This window comes from Bartonella sp. AP57NXGY (genome assembly GCF_042195805.1).
GTDB lineage: Bacteria > Pseudomonadota > Alphaproteobacteria > Rhizobiales > Rhizobiaceae > Bartonella.
Genome location: NZ_JBHIOZ010000051.1, coordinates 7032 through 9919, shown reverse-complemented (window position 1 = coordinate 9919; position 2888 = coordinate 7032). Strand labels below are relative to the sequence as shown.

Sequence of the window (2888 nt, the reverse complement as noted above, 5' to 3'; positions counted from 1 at the left end):
ACGGTCACCTTCCATTCAATTGATTGAAACGTGGGAAAACTTGACTAAATGATGGGAAATTTTACTGCGTGATAAAGCGATCTGATTGAATTGTGAATGAACGAAACGAATTTTTCTCCTATTTGTATATGCCGTTATGTGCTCTATATAAGAAGCACGAAAGTTAACGCTTTATTTATAAATTCTCCTCCTATATTACAAGGGGGTTTTCTCACATTTTTCTTGCATTGTTTTAAGCAGTATTAAGGGGTTGTCGTTCCTCAAAATGACTTCTTCTACAGCAATGAATTCACATCCAGTCTTTAAGACTTCATCAAAGGTTGAAAAATCGCTTCCTGCTTGGATAATGGCGGGGGTTTGCATAATTTCTGCCCACCATGTTGCTAACTGGAGATTGCGGGGGTGCGCTTGGGGTTTTTTATCAGCACCGAGTTTTCCAAAGAACAGGTAATCAACACCTGTTTCCGCTGCAAGCATAGCACTATGGCGATTGCGTAGATTGCCAAAGCCTATGATTTTTTGTTCCTTTTGCTGATTTTTGAAGCTTTCAAGAGCGTTAAGATCATCTTCTATGTGCAATCCATCAGCCTTTATGCGCCCAGCAATGCGGCTGTCATCAGCGATGAGAAGGGCTGCGTCATGATGTTGAATATCTTCTGCGTAAGTTTGCGCTTGTTGTTGCAAAAAAGAGCCATCATCTTTCAACCTTTCAGAATCATAGAGGATGACGCATGCAAAAGACTTTGTTTGCAAAATTTGCTGCAAAAATGTGTGTGGGGTGTTGCGCCGAACATCAAGTGTTAAAATCAACTGAGGGAAAAGAGGTGGATCAATTGGTTTATTTTTTTGTTGTGTCATGTCAAATCCCTGTTTCTTAGAAAAAATAACGCTTAAAAATTAAAGTTTCATTCTATTATGCTTATTTGCGATGAAAGTGACCACCATTTTCACGTAATTTAAAGGATTTGTGGGTGTGTGGAAGCCTGTTTATGAGAAATGAGAGTGTTTTTAAGCATAATATGTCGCCTTTTTGTTGTGATACACGTATGGACGCTTTTCGTTCTTTTGCCTTTAAAAAACTTTTGCTTTTAAAAAAATAAACGCTTAAAATGAAACTTGACTCTTAAAAATTAAAATTTCATCCTGTTCATGCTTGTTGGCAATAAGGGTAAGCACCATTTTTATGGGACTTCAAGGGGGGTGCAACGTGTGGGAGTCCACTGATGAAGTACCAAGGTATTCTTGAGCATAATACTCAACCTTCTCATCGTGATACACGCATTGACGTTTTTCGTTCTTTGGCCTTATTGACGATTTTCATCAACCATATTCCCAGAACGATCTATGAGTCTTTTACTCATAGAAATTTCGGTTTTTCTGATTGTGCAGAAGTGTTTGTTTTGCTTTCAGGGATTGCTCTTGGGTTAAGCTTTCATGGACGATTACAGCAAAAATCCTTTGCTTTTATTATCCGAAAACTTTGGTACAGAGCTCTGCAGCTCTATGGTGCATATCTTTTTACGACTTTTGTCACGTTAAGTCTTTTTTTTGCTGCCTTTTTATTATGGCGAACAGAAAAACTTTTATCGATGAACAATGTGGGACTCTTTTTTAAAGAGCCTGGTATCGCATTTTTGAGTACCTTAAGCTTTGGGCATCAATTGGGATATAATAATATTCTTCCTCTTTATATCGTTTTGATGTTTTTTGCGCCTTTTATCCTTTATTTGAGTTGTAAGCAGACAAAATGGCTGCTTTTGGGCTCCTTTACACTGTATCTTATCTGCGGATTTTACAAAATTGCTCCTCCTTCTTATCCTTTAAAGGGAAAGTGGTTTTTAAATCCTTTGTCTTGGCAATTCTTATTTGTCATAGGATTGACCAGTACTTTAGCGCTTAAACAAGGAAAAAAAATCGCTTTTCAGTCTTTTTGGATTGTTTGTGCGGCAGCGTATCTCTTGTTGGCGCTGTTATGGGTTCGCTTAAATTGGTGGGGCATTTTGGGGTGGCTTGGCTGGTCTTCCCCATTGTTGAACTTTAATAAAACCTTTTTAAGCTTGCCACGTTTACTCCATGTTCTTGCATTAGCCTTTCTCATTCTTTCTTTGCCGCGCATCAATAAATGGTTTTATGTCTCTCAGAAACATCCTTTAGCAATTTTAGGCAAACATAGTTTACCGGTCTTTGTAACGGGAACCATTTTTGCGATGTTTGGACAAATTATAAAAACAGTGATGACAGAAACGGTTTTTTCCGATACCCTCTTAATAATAACGGGTATTGCTTTGCAATTTGGAGTCGCTTATTATTGTGAAAAACGGCAATCTTGGCAGTGGTCATTTTCAAGGAAAATGATCCGTTTATAAAAAACATTCCTATAGTGTTTATTGGGCACGTTAACCTTAGTATAAAAAGTGCGTTGCGCAAAAAAATTAAAAGAGGTAGCAGTTTTAAAAAAAAAGCGTTCTACACAGCAACAAAAGAAACTTTTTAATACTCTGTTCGTTGAGTGGTATAATTTTGTGCTGATACTTGGAGTATAAAAGCGTGAGTGTACATAAACGTCCATATGATGAACCTATTATCATGATTGAGCATAATGCTTTTGAAAATGCTTTTAATCGTCTCTATGAAGAAACAATGGCGCTGATTGAAAAAACCGCAGCGTATATTGACTCAGAAGGGAAATTAGTAGCACGCTCTCTTTCGGCAGAGGTTTCTGCAATCTATGCAAAAGAGGCTATGTATTTAAGTACACGACTTATGCAAATCGCTTCTCAACTCCTTCTTCTTCGCGCAGAGCGTGAAGGGGAAATGTCATCAGAACAAATAAAAAAAGAAATTGTAAAAGTGTCACTTCATACACCGACATTGGAACTTGAAACCCC

The 2888-nt window shown here is 37.7% G+C and carries 3 protein-coding genes; 2 read left to right on the top strand and 1 reads right to left on the bottom strand.

The window, feature by feature from the left end; all coding sequences use genetic code 11:
• Window positions 1–195: 195 nt before the first annotated feature.
• Complete coding sequence (locus ACFIL8_RS06090; RefSeq protein ID WP_375645650.1) at window positions 196–858, bottom strand: thiamine phosphate synthase; 663 nt, start codon at window positions 856–858, stop codon at window positions 196–198.
• Between the two features lie 365 nt (window positions 859–1223).
• Here ACFIL8_RS06090 and ACFIL8_RS06085 point away from each other — a divergent pair, with 365 nt between their 5' ends.
• Together ACFIL8_RS06085 and ACFIL8_RS06080 are read left to right on the top strand one after the other, a co-directional pair.
• Window positions 1224–2366, top strand: coding sequence for an OpgC family protein (locus ACFIL8_RS06085; protein ID WP_375666267.1), 1143 nt, complete (start codon window positions 1224–1226; stop codon window positions 2364–2366).
• A 181-nt stretch (window positions 2367–2547) separates the two neighbouring features.
• The coding region (locus ACFIL8_RS06080) for a DUF1465 family protein (protein WP_375672538.1) at window positions 2548–2888 on the top strand (341 nt) is incomplete at its 3' end.